Annotated in this window: 23 protein-coding genes; 7 read left to right on the plus strand and 16 right to left on the minus strand. The window is 62.9% G+C overall.

What is annotated here, in order from left to right; genetic code table 11:
* Positions 1 to 36: 36 nt before the first annotated feature.
* From rpoZ to ACEWQ0_RS11640, 3 genes are all read right to left on the minus strand, one after another.
* Entirely contained in the window at positions 37 to 309 is a 273-nt protein-coding gene (gene rpoZ, locus ACEWQ0_RS11630; protein WP_476482852.1) for a DNA-directed RNA polymerase subunit omega, read from the minus strand.
* A 121-nt stretch (positions 310 to 430) separates the two neighbouring features.
* On the minus strand, positions 431 to 1,039 hold the full coding sequence (gmk, locus tag ACEWQ0_RS11635; protein ID WP_476482853.1) for a guanylate kinase: 609 nt from the start codon (positions 1,037 to 1,039) through the stop codon (positions 431 to 433).
* Positions 1,029 to 1,886: a YicC/YloC family endoribonuclease gene (locus ACEWQ0_RS11640; RefSeq protein WP_476485424.1), complete on the minus strand. Its 858-nt coding sequence runs from the start codon at positions 1,884 to 1,886 to the stop codon at positions 1,029 to 1,031. Before ACEWQ0_RS11640 ends, gmk begins: the two co-directional genes overlap by 11 nt.
* 95 nt (positions 1,887 to 1,981) lie before the next feature.
* Between ACEWQ0_RS11640 and rph the strand changes: the two genes are divergently transcribed.
* From rph to ACEWQ0_RS11670, 6 genes are all read left to right on the plus strand, one after another.
* The gene (gene rph, locus ACEWQ0_RS11645) at positions 1,982 to 2,704 is read left to right on the plus strand and encodes a ribonuclease PH (protein ID WP_476482855.1); all 723 of its coding nucleotides are present in this window, start codon (positions 1,982 to 1,984) and stop codon (positions 2,702 to 2,704) included.
* Positions 2,691 to 3,293 carry an RdgB/HAM1 family non-canonical purine NTP pyrophosphatase gene (gene rdgB, locus ACEWQ0_RS11650; RefSeq protein WP_476485425.1) on the plus strand — a complete coding sequence of 201 codons (603 nt, stop codon included), beginning with the start codon at positions 2,691 to 2,693 and terminating at the stop codon, positions 3,291 to 3,293. Before rph ends, rdgB begins: the two co-directional genes overlap by 14 nt.
* Positions 3,294 to 3,711: 418 nt before the next feature.
* Complete coding sequence (hemW, locus tag ACEWQ0_RS11655; RefSeq protein WP_476482857.1) at positions 3,712 to 4,875, plus strand: radical SAM family heme chaperone HemW; 1,164 nt, start codon at positions 3,712 to 3,714, stop codon at positions 4,873 to 4,875.
* 42 nt (positions 4,876 to 4,917) lie between these two features.
* Complete coding sequence (locus ACEWQ0_RS11660) at positions 4,918 to 5,145, plus strand: FitA-like ribbon-helix-helix domain-containing protein (RefSeq protein ID WP_476482858.1); 228 nt, start codon at positions 4,918 to 4,920, stop codon at positions 5,143 to 5,145.
* Positions 5,126 to 5,602: a type II toxin-antitoxin system VapC family toxin gene (locus ACEWQ0_RS11665; RefSeq protein WP_476485426.1), complete on the plus strand. Its 477-nt coding sequence runs from the start codon at positions 5,126 to 5,128 to the stop codon at positions 5,600 to 5,602. Before ACEWQ0_RS11660 ends, ACEWQ0_RS11665 begins: the two co-directional genes overlap by 20 nt.
* A gap of 76 nt (positions 5,603 to 5,678) precedes the next feature.
* Positions 5,679 to 6,950, plus strand: coding sequence for an MFS transporter (locus ACEWQ0_RS11670; RefSeq protein WP_476485427.1), 1,272 nt, complete (start codon positions 5,679 to 5,681; stop codon positions 6,948 to 6,950).
* A gap of 321 nt (positions 6,951 to 7,271) precedes the next feature.
* Here ACEWQ0_RS11670 and ACEWQ0_RS11675 read toward each other — a convergent pair whose 3' ends face one another.
* From ACEWQ0_RS11675 to ACEWQ0_RS11710, 8 genes are all read right to left on the minus strand, one after another.
* Positions 7,272 to 8,309, minus strand: coding sequence for a sensor histidine kinase (locus ACEWQ0_RS11675; protein ID WP_476485428.1), 1,038 nt, complete (start codon positions 8,307 to 8,309; stop codon positions 7,272 to 7,274).
* Positions 8,310 to 8,351: 42 nt separating this feature from the next.
* Positions 8,352 to 8,744, minus strand: a complete 393-nt coding sequence (locus ACEWQ0_RS11680) for a type IV pilin protein (RefSeq protein ID WP_476485429.1) — start codon at positions 8,742 to 8,744, stop codon at positions 8,352 to 8,354.
* 17 nt (positions 8,745 to 8,761) lie between these two features.
* Positions 8,762 to 11,920, minus strand: a complete 3,159-nt coding sequence (locus ACEWQ0_RS11685; RefSeq protein ID WP_476485430.1) for a pilus assembly protein — start codon at positions 11,918 to 11,920, stop codon at positions 8,762 to 8,764.
* 81 nt (positions 11,921 to 12,001) lie between these two features.
* A complete protein-coding gene (locus ACEWQ0_RS11690; protein WP_476485431.1) occupies positions 12,002 to 12,640 on the minus strand; it encodes a pilus assembly PilX family protein in 639 nt (212 codons plus the stop codon).
* The gene (locus ACEWQ0_RS11695; protein ID WP_476485432.1) at positions 12,637 to 13,794 is read right to left on the minus strand and encodes a PilW family protein; all 1,158 of its coding nucleotides are present in this window, start codon (positions 13,792 to 13,794) and stop codon (positions 12,637 to 12,639) included. Before ACEWQ0_RS11695 ends, ACEWQ0_RS11690 begins: the two co-directional genes overlap by 4 nt.
* The gene (pilV, locus tag ACEWQ0_RS11700) at positions 13,791 to 14,243 is read right to left on the minus strand and encodes a type IV pilus modification protein PilV (RefSeq protein ID WP_476485433.1); all 453 of its coding nucleotides are present in this window, start codon (positions 14,241 to 14,243) and stop codon (positions 13,791 to 13,793) included. The genes ACEWQ0_RS11695 and pilV overlap by 4 nt, the downstream gene beginning before the upstream one ends.
* Positions 14,243 to 14,806, minus strand: a complete 564-nt coding sequence (locus ACEWQ0_RS11705; RefSeq protein ID WP_476485434.1) for a GspH/FimT family pseudopilin — start codon at positions 14,804 to 14,806, stop codon at positions 14,243 to 14,245. The genes pilV and ACEWQ0_RS11705 overlap by 1 nt, the downstream gene beginning before the upstream one ends.
* A gap of 337 nt (positions 14,807 to 15,143) precedes the next feature.
* Positions 15,144 to 15,395, minus strand: coding sequence for a type B 50S ribosomal protein L31 (locus ACEWQ0_RS11710; protein ID WP_476482869.1), 252 nt, complete (start codon positions 15,393 to 15,395; stop codon positions 15,144 to 15,146).
* Between the two features lie 185 nt (positions 15,396 to 15,580).
* Between ACEWQ0_RS11710 and ACEWQ0_RS11715 the strand changes: the two genes are divergently transcribed.
* Positions 15,581 to 15,799, plus strand: a complete 219-nt coding sequence (locus ACEWQ0_RS11715) for a hypothetical protein (RefSeq protein ID WP_476482870.1) — start codon at positions 15,581 to 15,583, stop codon at positions 15,797 to 15,799.
* A 21-nt stretch (positions 15,800 to 15,820) separates the two neighbouring features.
* On the opposite strand, the gene ACEWQ0_RS11720 is transcribed toward ACEWQ0_RS11715, so the two are convergent.
* The 5 genes from ACEWQ0_RS11720 to ACEWQ0_RS11740 form a co-directional block, all read right to left on the minus strand.
* Positions 15,821 to 17,995 (minus strand): primosomal protein N', encoded by a 2,175-nt coding sequence (locus ACEWQ0_RS11720; protein WP_476485435.1) that lies wholly within the window; start codon positions 17,993 to 17,995, stop codon positions 15,821 to 15,823.
* Between the two features lie 36 nt (positions 17,996 to 18,031).
* The gene (locus tag ACEWQ0_RS11725) at positions 18,032 to 20,293 is read right to left on the minus strand and encodes a carboxy terminal-processing peptidase (protein ID WP_476485436.1); all 2,262 of its coding nucleotides are present in this window, start codon (positions 20,291 to 20,293) and stop codon (positions 18,032 to 18,034) included.
* Between the two features lie 16 nt (positions 20,294 to 20,309).
* Positions 20,310 to 20,975, minus strand: coding sequence for a lipoyl(octanoyl) transferase LipB (gene lipB / locus ACEWQ0_RS11730; RefSeq protein ID WP_476482873.1), 666 nt, complete (start codon positions 20,973 to 20,975; stop codon positions 20,310 to 20,312).
* A gap of 66 nt (positions 20,976 to 21,041) precedes the next feature.
* Positions 21,042 to 21,311 (minus strand): YbeD family protein, encoded by a 270-nt coding sequence (locus tag ACEWQ0_RS11735; protein WP_476482874.1) that lies wholly within the window; start codon positions 21,309 to 21,311, stop codon positions 21,042 to 21,044.
* Positions 21,311 to 22,480 (minus strand): D-alanyl-D-alanine carboxypeptidase family protein, encoded by a 1,170-nt coding sequence (locus ACEWQ0_RS11740; RefSeq protein ID WP_476482875.1) that lies wholly within the window; start codon positions 22,478 to 22,480, stop codon positions 21,311 to 21,313. Before ACEWQ0_RS11740 ends, ACEWQ0_RS11735 begins: the two co-directional genes overlap by 1 nt.
* Positions 22,481 to 22,485 lie beyond the last annotated feature (5 nt).

Consider the following 22,485-nt stretch of genomic DNA (forward strand, 5'->3'; position numbering starts at 1 on the left):
AGGCACCTCGAATGCGTGCGCTCAGTCAGCGCCGGTTCAAACCGGGTCGTCTTCGGGCGGCACCGGCACGTCAGCCTGCATGGCCGCCAGCCGGGCGTCCAGCTCGGCCTGCAGCTGAGCGATGTTTTCTTCGTTGACCACCCCTTCAGCGATCTCGCGCAGGGCCATCACGGTGGGCTTGTCGGATTCTTCTTCCACCAGCGGGTCAGCGCCGTTGGCGATCATGCGGGCGCGCTGGGCGGCGGACATGACCAGCTCGAAGCGATTGGGCACCGCCTCGATACAGTCTTCTACGGTGACTCTTGCCATGGTTTGTTTCTACTCCGGAGGTTGTTCCAAAAGGTCGCCCGGATCGCGTCCGATCCCGGCTCGTAGCCACAATTCAGCCGCCTATTGTAGCGCTGGCGGCGCTATTCATCCAATAGTGGCGCTATTCATCCAATAGTCGATCCACCTGCGCCTGCTGGCGCCGACAGCGCAGCGGCCAGGCGCGCACAATCGTCAGCAGGTCGGCCAGGGCCTGTTCGAATTCATCGTTGACGATCAGCCAGCGGAAATTGCCGCAGGCGATGATCTCGCGCCGGGCACCGGCCAGGCGCCGCTCGATCACCTCGGGCGCGTCGGAGCCGCGCGCGCGCAGCCGTTCGGCCAGCACCGTCATCGACGGCGGCAGAACGAAGATGGTGCACACATCCGGGTACGAGCGCTGGATCTGTTCTGCGCCCTGCACATCGATTTCCAGCAGCACATCGCGGCCGGCGGCCCACAGCGCCTCGACCCGGTCACGCCGGGTGCCGTAGTGGTTGCCGAACACCTGCGCATGTTCAAGATAGTCGCCCCTGCCGATGCCAGCCCGAAAATCCTCGGCGGAGACGAAATGATAGTGCTCGCCGTCAACCTCACCGGCGCGTGCCGGCCGGGTGGTATCGGACACCGACAGCGCCAGCTCCGGGCAGCGCTGCATCAGCGCATTGATCAGGCTGGTCTTGCCGGCGCCGCTGGGTGCGGCCACCAGAAACAGCTCGCCGTCATTCGACATTCTGCACCTGCTCACGCATCTGCTCGATCAGCACCTTGAGCTCGACGGCCGCCTGTCCGACCTCGGCCAGGGTGGCTTTCGAGCCCAGGGTGTTGGCTTCGCGGTTGAGCTCCTGCATCAGAAAATCCAGCCGCCGGCCAACCGGCTCATCGCGGGCCATCACCCGCCGGATTTCGGCCACGTGCGCATCGAGGCGATCCAGCTCCTCGTCGACATCGAGCTTGTGCAGCTGCATGACGACTTCCTGCTCGATGCGGCCGGGTTCGACGTCGATATCGACAGCAGCCAGCTTTTCTCGCAAACGCGTGTCGACCGCCTCGCGAATGGCCGGCAGGCGTTCGCGCACCGTTCGGGCCTGCTCGGCGACGCCGGCCAGGCGCTGCTCGAGCATGGCCGCGATGGCACGGCCTTCCTGTTCGCGCGCGGCAATCAGATCCTCGACGGCTTCGCCAAAAAGCGCCATGGCGGGCTCGAAAGCCGACTCGATATCGCCATCTGCCTGCTCGATCAGCCCGGGCCACTGCAGCAGATGCGCCAGATCGGGCTCGACGCCGCCTCCGGCCAGCTCGGCCAGTTCGGCGTGCGCACCGAGCAGACTTCGCGCCAGCTCCCGGTTGATGCGCATATCCGCGGCGGCCGCGGACGGATCAGGCTGGAACTTGAGCGAGACTTCCACCTTGCCCCGGCCCAGGCGCTCCTTGAGGCGAGCCCTGACCCCCGGCTCGAGAGCACGGAAGTCCTCGGGCAGACGCAGGTGTGGCTCGAGATAGCGCTGGTTGACCGAGCGCAGCTCCCAGGTCAGCTGGCCCACCTGAAGGCTCCCGGAACGCCGCGCGTAGGCGGTCATGCTTCTGATCATGCTGGTTTGAATCGCTTGCAATACAAGCCGCCATGGTACCCTTTCTGCCACATCCCGATAGACACAGAAGGACACCTCAGGCCTTGACTCGACCGTCCGGACGCCAGAACGACGAACTTCGCCCCGTGGCCATCGAGCGCCACTTCACCCGTTATGCCGAAGGCTCCGTGCTGATCAGCTGCGGCAACACCAAGGTGCTGTGCAACGCCAGCGTGGAAGATCGCGTGCCGCCATGGCTCAGAGGCAAGGGCCAGGGCTGGGTCACCGCTGAATACGGCATGCTGCCGCGCTCGACCAATACGCGCAACATGCGCGAGGCGACCCGCGGCAAGCAAGGCGGGCGCACGCTTGAAATCCAGCGCCTGATCGGTCGCTGCCTGCGCTCGGTGATCAACCTCGAGGCCCTGCGCGAGCGCACCGTCACGCTTGACTGCGACGTTCTGCAGGCCGACGGCGGCACCCGCACCGCCGCCATCACCGGCGCCTATGTGGCACTGGTCGACGCCATGGACGGCCTGCTCGACGCCGGTCAGATCAAGCACAACCCGATTCACGGTCGCGTCGCCGCCGTGTCGGTCGGCATGCTCGGCTCTGACGCGGTACTTGACCTCGACTACAAGGAAGACTCCAGCGCCGACACCGACTTGAACGTGGTCATGAACGACGGCGGCGGCTTCATCGAAGTTCAGGGCACGGCCGAAGGTCACGCCTTCCGCCGCGGCGAACTCGACGCCATGCTCGACCTGGCCGACCAGGGCATCCGCGAGCTGATCGCTGCCCAGGACGCCGCGCTTGAAGGCGCTTGAAGGCGGCCGGCTGGCTCTGGCCAGCGGCAACAAGGGCAAGCTGCGCGAGCTCTCGCAAATGCTCGAACCGATGCACATCGACGTCGTCTCAATGGCGGACTTCGATATTGAACCGGTGGAAGAAACCGGCCTGACCTTCGTCGAGAATGCGCTGCTCAAGGCCCGCGCCCTCGCGCGCGTCTCCGACCTGCCGGCACTGGCCGACGATTCCGGTCTGGTGGTCGACGCACTTGACGGACAGCCCGGAATTCACTCGGCACGTTACGCCGGAAAAGGCGCCGGCGATGCAGCCAACAACGAGCGGCTGCTCGAAGCGCTGACCGACCTGCCGGCCGAGCGCCGCGGCGCGCACTTTTACTGCTGCCTGGTGCTGCTGCGCCACGCCCACGATCCGGCACCGATCATTGCCGAGGGCATCTGGCACGGCCACATCCTGGAGGCCCCGCGTGGCGCGGGCGGCTTCGGCTACGACCCGCTGTTTCACGACCGCGACCTGGGCGCCACCGCCGCCGAACTGTCAATGGCGGAAAAGGCCCGCGTCAGCCACCGCGGCCAGGCGCTGGCAAAGCTGATCGAACGGCTGTCCTAGCCACCGCCGTGATGCCGGCCCCGAAACCCTTCTCGTAATCCCGGGCGAGCATCACCACCGCCGCAACCCCGGCCCCGAAGTCCTCTCATGATCCCGGGCGAGCATCCGCACCTCCCCAATCCCGGCCAAGCGTAGCGCAGAGCCGGGATCTACCCAAATAAAGGCGGCGTGGTTCGAGAAGACCCCGGATAATCGCATCCGCGATTTCCGGGGATACGACGGAAGGTGTTTCTCGCAATTTCCAGGGATGCAGGGAAAGGTGTTTTGCGCGATTTCCGGAGACACCGGCAAGAGACCCGAGGCCGGCACCGGTCCTCATTTCGAACATTCGAATTTCAAATTTGTTTGTAACCTGGCGCCTATAATCGTGTGCTTGGCGTCTGGCCGTTGCCCCAGCTGCAACCATACACAGGTATCCATGCCCGCACTCTCCCTGTCCCCACTGTCCTTGTACATCCACCTGCCCTGGTGCGTGGCGCGCTGCCCGTATTGCGATTTCAACGCACACGCGCTCGAAGGCGAGCTGCCAGAGGAACGCTATATCGATGCACTGCTGGCTGATCTGGAAGTCGACCTGCCGCGGGTGTGGGGGCGGCCGGTCGTCAGCGTGTTTCTGGGCGGCGGCACGCCAAGCCTGTTTTCTGCCGCGGCCATCGATCGCCTTCTCAGCGGCGTGCGCGCGCGCCTGCTGCTGGCGCCGGGCGCGGAGATCACCATGGAGGCCAACCCGGGCACGGTCGAGCACGACCGCTTCGAGGCCTATCGCGCCGCCGGCGTCAACCGCATCAGCTTAGGGATACAGAGCTTTGACGACGACCAGCTGAAAAAGCTGGGCCGGATTCACTCTTCCAGTGAAGCCCAACGCGCCATCGACTCAGTACAGGCCGCCGGCTTCGAGCGCTTCAATCTGGATCTGATGTGGGCTCTGCCCGGGCAGACGGCCGACGAAGCCGTCGCCGACGTCGGCCGCGCCCTGACCTTCGGCCCGCGCCATGTCTCGCATTATCAGCTCACCCTCGAGCCCAATACCGTGTTCGCCAAGCACCCGCCAGCGCTGCCCAATGAAGACACGGTCATCGGCATGCAGGAAGCCTGCAGCGCGCGCTTGCAAGAGGCTGGCCTGCAGCCTTACGAAATCTCCGCCTGGGCGACACCGGGCGAGGAGAGTGCGCACAACCTCAACTACTGGCGCTTTGGCGATTATCTGGGCATCGGCGCCGGCGCCCACGGCAAGATCACCCTGCCGGCGGAAGATCATATTGTGCGCACCCGCCGCAAGGCGCACCCGCGCCCCTACCTGAAGGCGGCGGACGACAGCAGCTTCATCGCCGAGGAAAGGGTCGTGGATTCAGGCGAGCTGGCCTTCGAGTACTTTCTCAACCGCCTGCGCCTGGACGAGCCGATCCCGCTGGCCGAGTTCAAGGCCCGCACCGGCATCAGTCGCGAGCAAATCGCGAAGCCGCTCGCCCGTGCAGTCGAGCTGGAGTTGCTGTCCATCGACGAGGCCCGCGACCACATTACGCGGACCCGGCGCGGCCACCGCTACCTCAACGACCTGCAGGCCCTGTTTCTGCCGGAATGAACGCTCGACCCGACGCCCCACTGGTAGTATAATGCTACCACTATGAAGTCGATACACATTCGCGATGTCGACCCTGAAGTGCTTGCGAGCCTGAAGCGCCTGGCGCAGCGCCACCACCGTTCGCTGCAGGGCGAGCTGCGCGCTATCCTCGAGCGCGAGGCCCGGCTTGCACCAGACGAAACGACCGAGTCGCTGCAGCTGCATACCGTCAGCACCGACAATACCGGCACCTGGTCCAGAGACGAAATCTATGACGATCAGGGCCGGTGATCGGCTGCTCGTGGACACCAATGTGCTGCTGGGCGCGACCGACCAGAGCCGTGATCAGCATGCAGATGCATTGCGCCTGATTGGCGAAACCCGGCAGCGAGGAGTCCATCTGATTGCCAGCGGGCAGGTGCTGCGAGAGTATCTGGTGGTAGCGACCCGGCCGCAAGAACAAAATGGGCTGGGCTTGACACCTCGCTTCGCGCTTGACAACGTAGCACAGTTCTCTCGCCGCATCGCGCTCGTGGACGAAACCACCAATATTGCCAGAGCGTTGCAGCAGCTCGTCGACAGGTTTTCTCTCAGCGGCAAGCGAATCCATGATGCCAACCTGGTCGCCACCATGGAAGTCCATGGTATTGCACTGCTGATCACGGAAAACGAGCGCGACTTCCAAGCGTTCGATACCATCCAGATCCTGGGCATCGCCCAGGCGGCCGCCGCTCTACCGGCCAGATAGCGCCCTGCGGGAACATCAGGGACCGTATCGAGTCTGTCTCTGACATAATCTTCTCTCGACCCCCGGATCCGATTCGATGCGCGCCATCACGTCCATTTTCACCCTGCTGTTCGGCATTGCCCTGCTGCTGGCGGGCAACGGCCTGATCGGCACCCTGCTGGGCGTGCGCGGCGGGCTGGAGGGGTTTTCCACCTCCACGCTCGGACTGGTCATGGCCGGCTACTTCACCGGTTTTGTCGGCGGCACCTTCGTCGTGCCGCGCATGATTCGCGGGGTCGGTCACGTGCGCACCTTTGCCGCCCTGGCTTCGCTGTGCTCGATCACGGTGCTGCTGCACGGTCTTTATCCGCTGGCCATCATCTGGATCGCCGCGCGTGCGATCGGCGGCGTGTGCATCGTCGGCATCTATATCGTCATCGAAAGCTGGCTCAACAAACAGACCAGCAACGAACAGCGCGGCCATGTCTTCTCCGCCTACATGACCACGACCCTGCTGGGCATGGGGGTCGGTCAGCTGTTGCTGCTGGCCGGTGATATCGGCACGCTCGAGCTGTTTGCCGTCGCCTCGGTGCTGATGTCGATCGGGCTGATTCCGGTCGCCCTCACGCGCGTGCCTGAACCGGCCATCATCGAAACCCAGCGGCTGGGCCTGGGCAAGCTCTACGAAACCTCGCCGCTGGGTGTCGTCGGCGCCGTATTCGCCGGCGTGGCCACCGGCGCTTTCTGGGGCCTGGCGCCGGTGATGGCGGCCGGAATCGGCCTTGATGCCGGCGGAATTTCGGCGTTCATGGCGCTTACCATTCTCGGCGGGGTGATCATGATGTGGCCAATCGGCAGCCTGTCAGACCACTTCGATCGGCGTACCGTGCTTGCCTGGGTGTGCCTGTTCACCAGTGCCGGAGCGCTTGGCGCCTTCTGGCTGATCGACATCGACGCCCGCCTGGTCCTGCTGGGCGGCCTGCTCTACGGTGCCACCGGCTTTAGCATGTTCGCGCTGTCAGCATCCCACACCAACGACCACGTCGACTCCGAACACATGCTCGAGGCCGCCTCCAGCCTGCAGCTTCTCTACGGCATCGGCGCCATTGTCGGCCCGCTTGCAGCCGGCGTGCTCATGCAGCTCACCCGGCCCGGCACGCTGTTGCTGTTCATGGGCGCGGCCGCCCTCGTTCCCGCGGTATTTGCACGCTGGCGGATGTGGCGCCGCGACCCGGTCCCGCTCGACGAACAGGGCGAGTGGGTACCTCAGTTCGCCACCTCACCGGCGGCATTTGAAATGTACCCGGAGCAGGAAGACGAAGAAGAGGAAGCACAAGAAGCGGCCGACGAAACCCCGGAAAAGCCCTGACAGATTCAAAGTGGCATTCTGAATTTGTCAACCATTGCCGCCAAGCTTCGAGTGAGGCCCCGGATCGAGTCCGGGGCAGGCTCCGCGAAGCGCAGAGCCGGGATCTCCCAGACGTAACGCCAGAGCTCGGGCAGAGCCCGGACAGCCGCGTACTCGAATTCCGAGGATACGAGAGCTGCCACTCCCGTAATCCCGGCCGAGCGCAGCGAGAGCCGGGACCTGCTCAAACGAAAGCGCCGAGGTTCACCGAGGCCCCGGATGACCGCATACGCGATCTCCGGGGATACGGATGAACCGTGCGGCCGACTTCCGGGGTACGTATTACGACGGCACGATCAACTCCACCCGAAAATGCCCGTCCTGGCGATGGGTCTTCAGGCGCGCGCCTTCTTCGAAGGCCAGGGCCAGGCGCTGGCGGATATTGACCAGGGCGGTGCGGTTGTTGGGGGCTTCGGGCCGGCCTTCTTCGTCGGGCACCGGATTGATGATTTCGATGCGCACCCGGCCCCAGGCGGCGCGCTCGATGCGGATGGTCAGCACGCCGCCATCCGGCAAGCGGGCAATGCCGTGGACGATGGCGTTTTCCACCAGCGGCTGGATCAGCAGGGCCGGCAGCTCGCGCTGCAGCGGCAGGTCGTCGGCCAGCTGCCAGTCCACACTCAAACGATCACCCAGACGCAACCCTTCGAGGCGCAGATAACCCTGCACCAGCTCCAGCTCTTCTTCCAGAGTCTGAGTCCGGCCCGAACGCATGCCGGTTCTGAGCAAGTCGGACAAATCCAGCGTCGCTTGCTCGGCCGCCTCGGGCTTGTCGTGCACCAGGCTGGCAATGGTATTGAGGCTATTGAACAGAAAATGCGGCTGAATGCTGGCCTGCAGAGCGTCGAGCCGCGCGCGCGATTCGGCCTGGACCTGGCGGCGCCACTGTTGCTGCAGGCTCAGATAGCGCAACAACACCAGCGCGGCCAGCAGGCTGATGGCGGTATTGCGGAGCACGAACCAGGCCCCGCCCGGGGCTGCAGGCGGCAGCCACACGACAATGGCCAGGCTGAGAACAATCGTCACGCCAGGGATGACAGCAAACACCAAGCCACCCGTGGCGCGCTGGCTAAAACGGCTGGTCAGCCGACGCAGCGCGCAAAGGATGGCTGCCGAAACCAGAACGATCCATTCAACCACCAGCACCGCCAAGCCGAAGTCAAGCCAGAAGGCCCGCGGGCCGGCGGTGCCGGCCAGGGTAAATAGCAGAGCGACGATCAGACCGACGAGCACGAGCAGCAGCATGCGGCCCGGCGTACACAGATCGGGAATCCCGGGGGCGGCAGGGTCGCTGGCGGCGCGGGTGCGCTTCAGCCTCACTTCACAGCACTTGCGGTCAGGCTCTGTCGGTCAGCAGGCCTGTTACCAACAATCGCTTGCATCCAGGCTCGAGCTCGTTCCCTTGACACCCTTATGATCAAGCGTGAGGTTCTTGCACCTGTCCTTGGTCTGATTTCCCTTGGACTGAGGCTTGGCCGTCAGGGTGTAGGCCGAGGCCGTGAGCGGATCGATTTCAATCTTGTAGCGCCCGCTTTCGCTGTCCCTGCCGCTGATTCCACACCCATTGTAAGTATTGGTTCGAGTCATGCAGCGTTCGAGATTCTGGGCGACCTCCATCACCTCCCGCTGAGCATCTTTACGGTGCGACTTTCGAACGTGGTTCTGATATGCCGGTATGGCAATGGCGGCAAGTATTGCCACAATGACGACCACAATCATCAGTTCAATCAGCGTGAACCCATCCTGTCGTTTCATACTGAAGCTCCCGGCGCTCATTGCAACTGGATCCAGTTGGTCCGTCGACCATAATACAGGTCCTTGGCTGCCTCGTTGAGCTCATCGCTGTCAAGACAGATCTCCTCACCAGCCACAGTGACGCATATTTCGATGTCTCCAGCGCCGCCGCCCGGCGTGTCTCCATCGTCGCCTCCATCGTCACCCCCACCTGGCTTCCGGGGCCTCACCAGAAAATCCGCACCGGTCGGCGGCCCCGATATCGGCTCGCTGACGGCCTGATCATCCCCATAGTCATCACCGGCAAAAGCGCCGGCGACAAAGTCCTTGGTCAACAAGTACAGCCTGTTGGCGCCGCCCGGGTTGCACGGATCATCGTTGGGCACGAAGGAGGTGAAAGCCACAATGCCGAGCCCCCCAGGAAGCACCCGCGGCTGCGTAAGAACGCGCTCACCGTTGTGCTGAAGCTTGACATAGAAGCCGCGGTGCGCCACTTCGATCTCGTCGGATTCGCCATCGCTGTCGGAGCCACTGAAGGTCGCGTCTACCAAATCACCGCGCTTGCGCTCCGGCGGCGTGCCTTCAGGGTCAACGTCGTAGATGAAATAGTAGTACTCGTCCGGACTGGACGCGTCAGCGATGCCATCATCCTTTTCAAACTGCTTTCCGGTGCCAAACGTGACCGCACCGTCGTAACTGACCTGCGGCTGAGCGGTGATCGGTCGGTCGCCCTTGAAGAACGGCTTGGCCACTGACGTATCAGAAAGCTTCGCAAGATCAAAACGCCACAGATTCCCGTGCAGGTCGCCAGCATAAGCCCAGCGGCCCACCAGTTCATCGGGCCGCTCCATGACTACTCTCAGCGTGGAAAGACCATTGGGGCTTTCTTCGTCGCCCTCACTGCCAGCCCGGATATTGCCAAGCAGGCTGCCATCGAACAGGTCAAAGGCCAGCAGCCGAGCCTCATGACCTTCTGAGCCATAGCCGTTACCGGCAACAACCGCCCAGTTGCCACCTGGCAGCCTTGTAATCTGCGGCTGAGAGAATGTGTAGCCCATGTCCTTGGGGTCGGCTCCGGTTACCGTCGCCAGATCTTCCGCCGTCACCTCCCACAGCACCTTGACGCCTTCCGCCGTCGGACTGGTGACATCCAGCGCATAGATACTCTTGCCACCGGCGCCCAGGCCGCCTACCAGAACGGTTTTCCAAGCGGTGCCATCGTAGGCATCGGTGACCATCACCTCGCCGTTTACGGTAAAACGAAAAGGCACGTCAGGGTCGGCAACATCTGCAAGACGGTCCTTGATGCCGCGCGGCACATAGCCAAACAGCTCCTTGCCGGTCTGGGCGTCAAAGGCGTGGAGAACACCCGCGTTGCTGCCCGCATACAAAACGCTGGCCTTGTTCTCCTTGCTCTCGACATAGTCATCATAACTTTCGCCACCGTCCTTCTTTTCCAGCCGATTCCAGCCGAAGTTGACCTGACGCTGAAGCACGGGTTGGCTGTCCAGAACAGCGCCCATGAGCGAGCTGCGGGGCTGATAACCGCTTCCCTCGAGCGTCTTGTCGCCGCGAATGTAGTTGACCAGATCGGCATCGAGACCGTGGACGCTGTCCTTGAAGTCCACGCCCCCCAAGCTCGGGTCGTGCGTGAGCAGCTTGCGAGCCAAGTGATCACTCGGGATACCATCTGATGCAACCCACTTCTGGGTTTCGGAGTCCACAAGCGCAGTGATCTCACTGGTCCAGCTGCCGAGATTGGTATCAATCTGGAAGCTCAAGCCACCTGCCTTCTGCGTCACCCCTGAGCTTCGGCTGCCAAAACCGGCAGTAGCGTTACCTGCGATCGTGCCCAGGGTGGCTGCCAATTCCCGGGCGAACTCCTGCGGATCACTGGCACTGAAAAAGCCGCCGTGACTATTGACTGCAGCGTGGAGCAGGTCATCAATTTTATCTGTGGTCCAATAGCTTGAATCACCTGGCGCCTTGGTGAAGGCCTCTTCCGGATCCAGAGTCCCGGTAACACCCAAGCCAACCCCGAATGTCACCATATGCTGGCGCTGATTGTGCTCAAGCGGAACTTCGTCATCGAGCTGCTCGACCAGATCAGTGTCCCAGTATTTACGGGCCACATCCGCCAATGTATTATGGTTGCCATCGCCATCAGTATCGCCGACCTTCGGGTTACCTCCGTTCCAGTAACCATCGGTCATCAAGATGGCATAACTCTGACGGCACGAAAGCATCTCATCCCAGTCTTCATCATCATCTTCCGGGTCGGTTCGCCACGGCTCTTCGGTCTTGTAGTATTCACCGGCCGACTTGAGGGCCGAACGCAAGGGCGTGCTGCCGCTGGCATTGCCGTCATTGAGCCATTGAAAGAAGTCAACGCGATCTTCGTCTTTGAACTTGCGAACGCCACGCGTGATGGCGCCGGCATTGATTGCTCCGTAGCCAACCCTAAGCTCGTCGCCCTGCTGATGAAACGCGGCACTGATGCCGGCCTTGGCGGTCATCTCGCGGGTACGGTAATAAGAAAACCAGTTGGCGAAGTTTTGCTGTTCGGACGGATCTGTAATGTTTCGACGTGAATAGCACGCATTGGCCCTGTGGTCAGACCCGCATCCAGCTCGGCTGGCATCAAACTCATAAATAAAAGCTTGTGTAGCATTTCCGTAAGGGCTTACTGTAAAGCCGCGCCCCCCCGAAGAATAAGGGTCCATGATGGCCCGGTAGTTATTCGACAGATTGATCTCCACGGAACTGCTGCTGTAGCCATTCACCTTGGCCTTGGTGAAGGTGGCGTTTTCGTATCTGCTGCCGTCGGGTTTCAACGGGGGCTCATAGGTCTGGTCGGGGTTGTAATAAACCTTGTTCAAGTGGGGTGAAGCAAGGTAGAAGCCCGACCCCATATTGGAGGCACACGTATTGTAAACACCTCCGTAGGTAACGTAACTCTGACAGTTTGGGCGGTAGTTTCCACCATTGACCAAGTTATCAGGCATATATCCCCAGCGCATCGACCCCGAGTCATCCAGGATGAACTGAATGTTCGGCTCGATCACGCTGGCAGCATACACCGGCACCTCGGCGATGCTTTCGCCGGCGGCATAGCCATTGGCCGGCGCGGTTGTGCCGATCAACGCCAACATCGCGGCAAAGACTGTGGTTGCAGTGAACTTTCTGATCATCGTCATGACTGACTCCAGTGCTTCATTCCCGGGGGCACGCCCCGCGGTGTGGCTCGCGGGCAGATTGCGCCCGCCGCCGATTGATCTCTAGCCGCCGTCCTTGTATTTCTCCTGCTCAAGCAGCGGCGGCTTGTAGAGCCCCTGCAGTGTGATAGTGCTTGTACCGTCGTCGCTCTTGCCATGCGCAAGAATGACCCTGCCGCTGCTCAGATCGCCTGAGAACCCGCCCTGCCCGAACGGATCTCCGGGGTCGCGGACCTCGCCCACGCTTGCCCCCGAAGCACAGTCTGCAATTGGAACGGGAATCACGATATATCCGGCCTTACCGGTGACACCAGTGCCCAGCTCGACGGTTGTAAGGGCGCCTTCAAGAGCAGCCATGCAGCCCGCCGCCGCCTCGATGCTGGCGCCACTGCAACCCAGCTGCTCCCGACTCGGGCAACTGCCCGGCCAACCCTCCTCGCCGCGGGTCAGGGCCACCCCACCGCCAGCCCGACCTTCAGCGTGCTCCTGCTCTGCGGTTCGCAAGGCCAGCTCGGCGTACTGAAAAGCCTGATTTCGCTGATCGAAACTGCCGGCCATGCGCTCCTGAAGAATGGTGCTTTGCATGCTCGACAGCCCAAGAATCGTCAGCAGCAACAGAATCATCAGCCCGACGATCAGTACCGAACCGCGCTCGCGGCAGCCAGGCAAGGCAGCTGTATTCGCGCCAATATGGGTCATCATCGCACCTTGATCTTGTTACGAATGGCGAAAGCAATCGAGTAAGGTTGACGCACCGCACGGTCGTTGACTGTGAGCTTCAGGCCGGCGTCCATGCTGTAGGTCTGCTGCAGCTTCTGACTGTCCACCTGCTCGGGCGATGTCGCCAGAAGGTTCAGGCGCAATGCCCTGACTTTTTCCCAATCCGACACCTGGCTGGCTGTTTTCAGCGCATCGTCTCCGGCAAGCTGAAAAAACAGCTGCATGTTTTCAATGCCATCAACGAGCTCTTCATGCATGGTGCAACCGTCACTGTCGGTAAGGTCATGACAGTTGCTCGCGCGAAACAAGGCGGGACGGCCGGCACCTGCGGCACTCTCGCCGATATAAAACGCGTCGACTCGCGACTGGTACAGCTCCAGCTCCTGGGCGTAGTCCGATCCCCACTGATTGCCGGGCCTGTTGTTTGCGGCACCGGCGCACGCCAGGGCGTTTGTCTCATCTGCGCTGGTTGTGCGGCAGAGTTCGCCGCTGCCTTCAGTGCAGTCAACCACTGTGTAGAAGTCGTTCTGTTTCATGCCGTGATCGATTGCCATTGAAGCGTTGTCCCAGGAGCAAGTGTTTATGTTGGCATTTGCGCTGTCGTTGCTACTGCATGGGCCGACAGCCGGAACACGAGTGTTGGTCACGAGCATCAGAATATCGGTGTTGGCCATGACCCGCTTTTCAAGGGCAACGGGCAGGTTGTCACTGCCATTGCTCCACTTGCCCCTGTCCGTTCCTATCTCTGGCTTGCCCAATGTCAGGGACTTGCCAGCGCCGCTGCCGGCATACTCCCAGCCCTTGACAGCGGTGACAGCGGTGCCGGAATCGAAGAAATCGCCAACACCTTTGGAATAACCAGGCTTAACCCGGCTGCTGACCTGCAGATACGACCCTCCACAGAACGGTTGCGCACCGGCCATGCGAATATCCCGGCCCATGATCTCGAAGGCGTAGCGGGCATTTTCCTGCACCCGGGCCAGGCCATCAGAAACGTTGTAGGTAACCTTCGTAGCGGCAAATAGCTGAATGATCCCGCCCGCAATGAGCAGCCCCAGAACCAGGGCCACCATCATCTCGATCAATGAAAAGCCCGCATCAACGCGTGTCGGAAAGCGCTTCTCAAAAGCCTTCATAAAAACTTGCTCCTGGCCGATACGGTGTTGGCAGCTGAAGCACCGGCGCCGTCACCTGCGCCGCCCTCTTCTCCCAGACGGTCATCAGCCCAGGACACCGTTGCCGTGATGTCTCCGCCGCTCTTGTCGAGGCTGAATGAATAGCCCTCGCCACCCGATGGAAAGTGGCTCGAGTACTGGCTGCCCTTATATCTTTGTTCAACCTTGCTGACCACGCTGTCGGGAACGCTGCCGGAGGCCGGACTACGATCCAGCTCGACGCGGATATCATCCAGCGCGGCATAGGCAATGGTGGTGGCGAGGGTGTGATGCGCAGCGCCCTGGGTATTGGCCACGGAGGCGTTCTGCAATGCGGCCAGGCCCAACAGCCCGATCGACAGCACTACCAGCGTGACCAACACCTCAAGCAGGGAGAACCCGCGCACCGCGCCAAATCCTGGTGAGGTCATCAGCAATCCTCCCGGCGAACCTGAGCGCGCCCTGCGCGGCTGAGATCAACAACCCGCCTGAAGGGCTGCCCCTCAACGCAGTCTTCGATCTCGACCTGCCACTGAAGCTTGAAGCCGGCACCACTGACCGCAACATCACCCATCGGCAGGTAATCAACCCGGTAGGCGCTGAGCTCATCGGCTTTGTCGAGCGACAAATCGACGCCGGCAGGCAAGGGCTCCCAGACGCGCAGAACATCGTTGTCGTAACTGTGGTAGCGTGCTTTTCCAGCCGGGTTGACAAACGCAATCCAGCCGTTGCTCCAGGCGGCATCACCGCTTTTAACGCATTGGGGAGGGGCGCCTTCATCGGCCATGCAAAGACTGACGGTGGTGCTGCGCTTGACCGCCTCTGAGCGCGCATAGTTGAGCGCACTCACCAGCTGGTTGGCGTTGGCGGTGACCCGGTTGGACCGGATTACCGATTGAAAACTGGGCACAGCCACGGCGAGCAGGATGACCAGCACCGCTATGGTGATCATCAGCTCGACGATGGTAAACCCCTGAAATCGTTTGGCTTTCACTGCACACAGGCTCGTTTGGGATAGCGGTAGCGTGATACTAGTCACGCGTCGCTGTCAGTAGCAAGGCGCGGGCGGACGAGCGGAGCAGGAATCCGGACGGGCGGCAGGTGGCGGCGCGGAGAAGGCGAGATGATGCAGCACCCGATGCCCGTCTTGCCGGACGCGGCACACGTACCCCCGGGCGGGCAAAGGTATCCCCGGACCTGATCCGGGGTCTTCCTGATATTTGGTGCCTGGGGATGGAAGATCCCGGGCATTTGCTGCGCAAATCCCGGGAATTCGGAAGGATGAGAGCGCGTTCGCGGCTAAAGCCGCTAGTGCAAGTGGCGTTCCGGGGTTACTTCTTGCCCTTGCCGTAGCGCTGCTTGAAGCGGTCGACGCGGCCGCCGGAGTCCATGATCTTGTGCTTGCCGGTATAGAAGGGGTGGGACTTGCTCGAGACTTCCACCTTGACCAGCGGGTACTCCTCGCCGTCTTCCCACTTGATGGTCTCGTTCGAGTGGATGGTCGAGCGGGTCTTGAAGGAAAAGTCGCTGGAGAGGTCCTGGAACACCACTTCGCGGTATTCGGGATGAATTTCGGGTTTCATGGCACTCGCTTCCTGAGTCGATCTGGCGAAAAATAGCCGGGTATTGTCGCGCCTCCAGAACCAGTTTGCAAGCACTTCACCTTTCACCGGGCGATTGTTGATGAATATGCGCCGGCGTGGAACCTTCGAGAAGGGTTTCACGTCCAATCATTTGCGGGTTTCCATCTCCACGCAGGAGGCCAGACATGAAACGAACCGCACTCACTCTTCTCCTTTCGCTTCTGGCGACGCTGTTCATCATCGGCTGTGCCAGCACTCCACCACCAGACAGCTACACCGACGCCTCTGCCAGCGCGCGCTACGACCGCGATTACATCGCAGCCGTGGAGGCAAAGGCGCGCGTCTACGGTGCCAGGGTCTACTGGACAAAGCCACCGCGAAAGCGGGCCGGGCCGGGGCACTGACGCGGACCGATGACGCTGCCCCTAAAGCTCGATCGGGTCGACGTCCACGTGCCAGCGCACCTTCCGGGCTTCCGGCAGCTCGTGGACGGCCCCCAGCCGGGCGTTGAGATGGTTGGCCAGCTGCGCGCGACCGGCTGCCTGCAGCCATAGCTGAAAGCGCCAGTAGCCGGCGCGCCGGGCCATCACGCCCGGCAGTGGCCCGATGACTTCGATGCCGTCAGCGCCCAGTCGCTGCGCGGCCTTGACCAGAAAATTGCGGGCTACTTCGGCCTGATGGGCCTCGGCGCGCAGCAGGGCCAGCGCCGTTGCCGGCGGCAGGCTGGCCTGGTGGCGCTCTTCGAGCAGCGGGCGCACATAGCTCAGATAGTCACCCCGGCCCAGTGCCTCGAGCAGCGGGTGCTCGGGATGACGGGTTAGCAGCATGAATTCGCCTTCGCGATCCCCGCGGCCGGCGCGGCCGGCGACCTGGGCGACGCTCTGCCCCAGGCGCTCGGGAGCGCGAAAGTCGGCGCTGAACAGCGATTGATCGACATCCAGAACCGCTGCCAGGGTGACGCCGGGCAGGTGGTGTCCCTTGGCCAGCATCTGGGTGCCGACCAGCACGCAGGGCTGGCCCTTTCGCACCTGATCGAGCAGCTCGCCGAACTCGTGCTTGCCGCTCATGGCGTCGCGGTCAACGCGATGGACAGGGGTTTCGGGAAACAACTCCACGAGCTGCGACTCCAAGCGCTCGGTACCGGCACCCAGGGCCAGCAGCTCGGGTGATTCGCAGTCGGGACAGCGCCGTGGCTCGGGACGCTGGCTGCCGCAGTGATGGCACTGCAGGCGCCGGCCGGCCTGGTGATAGGTCAGATGCGCACTGCAGCGCTGGCAGTCAGCCTGCCAGCCGCATTCGCCGCACATCATGACCGGCGCGTAGCCGCGGCGATTGCGATAGACAAGCACCTGACCGCCGGCACCCAGATGACGCCGCATGGCCTCGACCAGCTCGGGGGCCAGCGCCTGCCTGGTGCCGCGCTGATCGATGATGCGCCATCGGGGCGGTTTTGCGGTACCGGCCCGGCGTGAGAGCAAAAGCATGCGGTAGCGCCCCTGGTCGGCGTTGTGCAGGCTCTCCAGCGACGGCGTGGCCGTGCCCAGGACCACCGGGATGCCGGCAGCATGCGCCCGCAGTACGGCCACGTCCCGGGCGTGGTAACGGGCGCCTTCAGCCTGCTTGAACGAGTTGTCGTGCTCCTCGTCGACCACGATCAGCCCGGGAGAGCGCATGGGCAGAAAAACGGCCGAGCGCGTGCCGACCACCACCCGCGCGCTGCCCGAGCGCGCCGCCTCCCAGCAGGCCAGGCGCTCGCCCTCGCTTAGACCGGAGTGATACAGGTAAGCCGGCTCGCCCAGCCTTGCTTCGATGCGGCGAACCAGCTGCGGCGTCAAGCCGATTTCCGGCGCCAGAATCAGCACCTGCCGCCCCACGGCGAGAATGCGCCGAGCGGCCTGCAGATAGACCTCGGTCTTGCCTGAGCCGGTAACACCGGCCAGCAGAAAGGGGCTGAAACGCCGGCGATGGTGCAGGATGGCCGCCACAGCAGTGCGCTGCTGGTCATTCAGGCCGGGGCCGGCATCGATTTGCTCGGGCGGTAGACGATCAAGGGCCTGCAGCAGGCCGGCTTGTGTCATGCGCCGCAAGAGTCCGGCATCAGCGCCGCTGGCGCGCATCAGCGCATCGCGCGCTGCCGGGCCGGTATTCAGGCAATCGCGAACCCGGGCCTGGCGCGGTGCATTTTTCAGCGCGGCCCGGCGGCCCTCAGCGGTCAGCTCGAAAGCGGCCGGCGGCGGTTTGCGAAAAGGCCGGCTGCGCCGCAGCGCCCCCGGCAACAACAGATTGACGGCCTCACCCGGCGCGAAAGCCCAGTAGCGCGCGCACCAGTCAATCAGCGCCAGCAGGTCCGGGCCCACCAGCGATTGATCGAGCACGCGCTCGATGCGGCGCAGGGAATCGCTGGCCACGTCCCCAGTTGCGGCCTGCTCGATGACCAGCCCGACGAGGCGGCGCTTGCCGAAGGGCACCAGCACGCGCGAACCGGCCGGGGGCAAACCCTCGCCGGCGGCGGGCAGATAGTCGAACAGACGCGGCAGCGGCACGGGCACGGCCACGCGCGCCACCACTGCCTGCGGCCCGCTTTCAGCCCGGCCGCTCACAGGCAGATGCCGTCAGCGCGCGCCATGCAGTCGGGCTCAGGGGGTTTGACGATGAGCCAGCAAGCGCTCCTGGTCGAGATCGATCAGATCGCTGAGGATGCGAGCGGCCTCCTTCAGGTAGATGTCCTTTTCGCTCTCCTTGTCGCTTTCTTTGTCGCTCTCCTCGTCTTCTTCGCCTGCCTGACCATTTTCCGTGCCGCCCGCTTCGCCTTCATCCCCGGCTTTGCTTTCGCCGTCTTCAGTGCTGGACTTTTCGGTGTCGGCGTCTTCGGTATCTTCGGTGTCAACGTCTTTGGCACTCGGCCCGGTGATCGGCTCACCGGTCTCGTCCATGGCCACGTCCTTGTCGTCGCTAAAACGCTCGGCGCGTCTGGCTTCGGCTTCTTCCATTTCCTCACGACGCGTGGATGCCAGCAGGGAAATGGCCTTGCGGTCACTGTCGGCTTCCCATTCGGCCAGATCCTCGAGCAGCTCTATCAGCTCTTCATCGGATTCCAGGCGCATTTCATGGCGATGGCGAGCGAGCTCGATCAGCGGCTCGAGATCGGCCACCGGCCTGTAGTCGGTGGCGTCGATCTGGGCCCAGGGCATGGCGAACTCGAGCGCACTCTCGCCATGGTCTTCCGGGTCACCGGCGGTCGGCAGGCGGATATCGGGAAGCACGCCCTTGTTCTGCGTGGAGCCGCCGCCGATGCGATAGAACTGCGCCATGGTCAGCTTGAGCTGGCCCAGCCGCGTGTCTTCACCGCGCGCCATGTTGTCGAGATCGATCAGGTTCTGCACCGTGCCCTTGCCGAAGGTCGGCTCGCCAATGATCACCCCGCGACCGTAGTCCTGAATGGCGGCAGCAAAAATCTCCGAGGCCGAGGCGCTGCGACGATCAACCAGCACGCCCAGCGGCCCTTCCCAGGCCATGCCGGGCTCGTTGTCGCTCTTGAGCTCGACCTTGCCGCGCGAATCGCGCACCTGCACCACCGGGCCGGTATCGATGAACAGACCGGTCATGGTGATGGCCTCGATGAGCGCGCCGCCACCGTTGCCGCGCAGATCCACCACCAATCCGTCGACGTCCTGGTCTCTGAATTCGTTGATGAGCCGGCGCACGTCGCGCGTGCTGGAGCGATAGTTGGGCTCGTTGTGCGAGCGCCCTTCAAAGTCGACATAGAACACCGGCACGCGAATCACGCCGATGCGGCGCATGCCGTCACCGCCGGGCAGCTCGATCACTTCACTGCTGGCGGCCTGCTCTTCGAGCTTGACCTCGTTGCGAACAATACGGATGACCTTGGCGGGGCCACTCATGCCGGTATCGGCCGGCAGCACTTCCAGGCGAACAACGGTTTCACGCTCGCCGCGAATCTTGTCGACCACATCGTCGAGTCGCCAGCCGACCACATCGACCATGTCGCCGTCATCACCCTGGCCGACGCCAACAATGCGATCGCCCGACTTGAGCTGGCCGTCGAGGTCGGCAGGGCCGCCGGGCACAATCTCCATCACCGTGGTGTATTCGGTCTCGCGCTGCAGCAGCGCGCCGATGCCGTCCAGCGACAAACGCATGGAAATCTCGAAGTTTTCCGAGGTGCGCGGAGACATGTAGCTTGAATGTGGCTCGATCGAGCGCGTGAAAGCGTTGAGGAAAAACGAGAACACCTCTTCGCTGTTGAACTCGTGAATACGCCGGCGCAGGTTTTCGTAACGCTCGGTGAGTGTCTCGATGATCTCCTCGTCGTTCTGATCGGTCAGCTTGAGGCGCAGCCAGTCGTTCTTGACCCGCTTGCGCCAGAGCTCATCGAGCTCTTCGGCACTGGCCGCCCAGGGCTCGTCTGAGCGATCAAAGCGGTAATCTTCGTCAATACTGAAATCAAAACCCTGCTCGAGCAGCTCGAGCGCGTGATCAATGCGCTCGTCCGAGCGCTCGACGTAGCGATTGAAGATGTCGTAGGCCGGCTCGAGCTCCGCGGTCTTGACCGCGTCGGCCATGTGGCTGCGATATTCCGAGAGCGCTTCGATATCGGCGGCGATGAAGTACATGCGATTGGGATCGAGCGCCGACAGATACTGATCGAACACCCGCTCGGAAAACGCTTCATCCAGCTCCGGGCTGCGATAGTGGTAGCTGGTCATGAAGCGCGAAGCCAGGCGACTGGCGAAGCGATGCTTGGGTTCCGGGCTCAGCGAAACGGCCGATTCGGCTGCCGCGCTGGCCTGGCCGGCAGGCTGCTGCAGCAACAGCGCAGGCACCACCAGCACAGCCAGCAAAGAGACGAGAAAGAGTCTGATCGTGTTGATATTCATGTCAGCTATGACCGGATCAAGCGGCGGAAGTTTGCGGCGGGCCCAACGCCGGAGGCTCGCCCGTCACTGCATGGTAACCCATCAATTCGCAAAACGCCGTTGTCAGCCTTCGAGCCAGATCATCCCAATCGGCCCGCGGGGCATGGTCGCCGACCTGGGTCATGGCCAGCCCGCTGAAACCGCAGGGGTTGATCAGGGAAAACGGCGACAGATCCATGTCGATATTGAACGCCAGCCCGTGATAAGTGCAGCCCCGGCTGACCTTGAGCCCGATCGAGGCGATCTTGGCCGGGCCGACGTACACGCCGGGCTTGCCGTCCTGACGAGCGCTGTTGATATCGAGCTCGGCCAGCACATCGATTACCGCCTGTTCGAGCCGATTGACCAGCAAGCGCACGCCAGTCTGTCGGCGCCGCAGGTCGAGCAGTGGATAGGCCACCACCTGTCCGGGCCCGTGATAGGTCACCTGCCCGCCGCGATCGGTCTGGACGATCGGAATCTCCCCGGGGTCGAGCAGATGATCCGGCCGGCCGGCCAGTCCCTGGGTAAAGACCGGATCATGCTCGACCAGCCACAGCTCGTCGGCGGTGCTTTCATCCCGCGAATCGTTAAACGCTTTCATCGCCGCCCAGACCGCCCCGTAAGGCTGCCGCCCAAGCCAGCGAACAATCAACTCATCCACCAAAAGCCTCCCAACGCCCCCACAACGTCTCTTCACACTTCACACTTCACACTTTCATCAAATTCATCAAAGCGTCATCTTCACCGCTTCGAGCGCGCGCAACTCACCATAGATAATCTCCAGGTGCCGCCGTGACTGCGCTTGGACAACCACGGTAATACTCTCGTAGCGGCCATGGCGGCTGGGGCGGATGCGCACATCGCCGTCATCGGGCAGCTCGGCGTGGCGGGCAATGACCGAGAGCACCTCGCGCAGCGCGTCCTCACCCGCCTGAACCATGGCCTTGACCGGCCAGCGGCACGGGAACTCCAGCGGGCTGTCGTCCTTTGTGGCCATCAGTCGCCGCCAAACAGACCGCCGACCCACAGCCGCAGGCCGTCGATGCTGCGGCCGAAAAAGCCGGCCTGTTCGACGCCGTCAAGCGCCACCAGCGGGCGCTCGGCCAGATCCTCGTCGTCAAGCGAGATCACCAGCCGGCCAACCGGCTGCCCGGCCTGCAGCGGGGCGGTCAGGGTGTCATTGACTTCCAGCCGCGCTTCGAGGGCGTCGTAGCGGCCGCGCGGAATGGTAAGAAACAGATCGCGATCGACGCCCAGGGCCACTTCATCGGCCGCGCCCTTCCAGATCGGCTCGACGCTGATTTCGTCGCCCGACTCGTAGAGTTGATAGGTTTCAAAGAACCGGAACCCGTAATTGAGCAGGGCCTGACTGGCGGTGGCACGGGCATCCTCGCTGGCGGTGCCCATGACCACGCTGATCAGGCGCATGCCGTCGCGCATGGCCGATGTAACCAGGCAGTAGCCCGCCGATTCTGTGTGCCCCGTCTTGAGACCGTCGACGGAAGGATCGCGCCACAGCAGCCGGTTGCGATTGTGCTGGCGAATGCCGCTGTAGGTGAACTCGCGCTCGGAGTACCAGCCGTAGAAATCGGGAAACTCGCGAATCAGGGCAGCCGCCAGGCGGGCCACATCGCGGGCGGTGGTGTATTGCTCGGCATGTGGCAAGCCGGTGGCGTTGACATAATGCGTGCCGGTCATGCCAAGCTCATGAGCGGCTTCGTTCATCATCCCGGCGAACACCTCCTCGGAGCCGCCGACGTGCTCGGCCAGCGCCACCGAGGCGTCGTTGCCTGACTGGATGATCACGCCCTTGAGCAGCTCTTCGACACTTACACGCGTGCCGACCTCCACGAACATGCGCGAGCCCTCGGTGCGCCAGGCCTTCTCCGAAATAAGCACCTCGTCGGACAGCGACAGATTGCCCTCAGTGATTTCGTCGAACACTACATAGGAGGTCATCAGCTTGGTGATTGAGGCCGGCTCGACCGGCTCATCGGGATCGCGTTCGGCCACCGCCGTGTTGCTGTGAAAATCCATCAGCACGTAACTGGTAGCGCCCACCGAAGGCGTGGCCGGCACCGGCGACTGGGCGATGGCAGGCGCGGCCAGCAGCGCAACACAGCCGGCGAACAACAGCGATGAAATGGTTCGTGAAACAGAATGCATGGGCT

This window comes from Wenzhouxiangella sp. YN9, from assembly GCF_056324165.1.